The organism is Pseudomonas brassicae (genome assembly GCF_010671725.1).
Lineage (GTDB): Bacteria > Pseudomonadota > Gammaproteobacteria > Pseudomonadales > Pseudomonadaceae > Aquipseudomonas > Aquipseudomonas brassicae.
The window spans coordinates 1-1034 of record NZ_JAAHBU010000533.1; the positions used below are offsets into that span (position 1 = coordinate 1).

Sequence of the window (1034 nt, forward strand, 5' to 3'; positions counted from 1 at the left end):
TTGACGGAGCTCTTAACACGGCCCTGCCAAACCACTCTGGTGATCTATGCTCGTACGACCGATTACAGGCGCTGATGTTGTAAGCCTACTAGAAAAATATGCGCCCGACGAAAGATTCATCATTACATTCCTTGATGTCCTTTCATCGACAGAAAACGATGACCTCGAAAGAATATGGAAAACAGTTTCAGCAAAACTTCGACAACCCTTCTCCAATCAGGAAATATGCGAGGTGCTGCGCACCATTGATCAAGTCATTGACTTGCGCGTAGCACGGGCCATGGACGAAAACATATTCCTGGACATAGAGGATGGGGACTTGATCGAAAACGCATTATGATCATCCGCCCCACGCCACAGGATTAGTGATTTTCCAGATCAACTGATCGAGCCCACTGTGATTCGATACGTCGCAGTGGGCAACTCAAATCATCGATTGGCGTCCTCGGCGACGATCACTACGCCCCCGGCAGCGCGTGCGTCAATCCCTGAACTGCCCCCTCAACTCCCCTCCCCCATCGGCTGCATCAACTGCAACTGCTGGCGATACTCATCGGTGATCTGTCGCGCACTGCTGCCGTCGGACACCACCTTGGGCGTGATCAGCACGATCAGTTCGGTACGGTCCTTGTTGCGCTGACGATCACTGAACAACCAGCCCAGCCCCGGCACCCGGCCCAGGTACGGCACGCTGTTGTTGCTGCTGGCCTCGTTCTGTTTGATCAAGCCGCCCAGCAACACCGTCTGCCCGCTCTGCACCGCTACCTGAGTCGACACCGCACGGGTGGAGATGCTCGGGTTGCCGTTGCTGTCGACGATCTTGCTGGCATCGCTGACCTGCTGCTGGATGTCCATGTACACCAGGCCACCCGGGTTGATGCGCGGCACCACGTCCAGGATCACGCCCGTCTGCACGTACTGCACGCTGCTGGTGTTGACGGTGGTGTTGTCCAGGTTGATGGTGGTCTGGTTGATCGGGATGTTGTCGCCCACCTGGATCTGCGCATTCTGGTTGTTCATCACCACCAGCGACG

At 56.0% G+C, this 1034-nt stretch carries 2 protein-coding genes; one reads left to right on the forward strand and one right to left on the reverse strand.

Features of this window, described 5'->3' with window-relative positions; genetic code table 11:
• Positions 1-46 precede the first annotated feature (46 nt).
• Positions 47-340, forward strand: coding sequence for a hypothetical protein (locus G3436_RS25700; protein ID WP_163951023.1), 294 nt, complete (start codon positions 47-49; stop codon positions 338-340).
• A 161-nt stretch (positions 341-501) separates the two neighbouring features.
• Here G3436_RS25700 and G3436_RS25705 read toward each other — a convergent pair.
• Positions 502-1034: type II secretion system protein GspD (locus tag G3436_RS25705; protein ID WP_163951026.1), on the reverse strand; the 533-nt coding region annotated here is incomplete at its 5' end.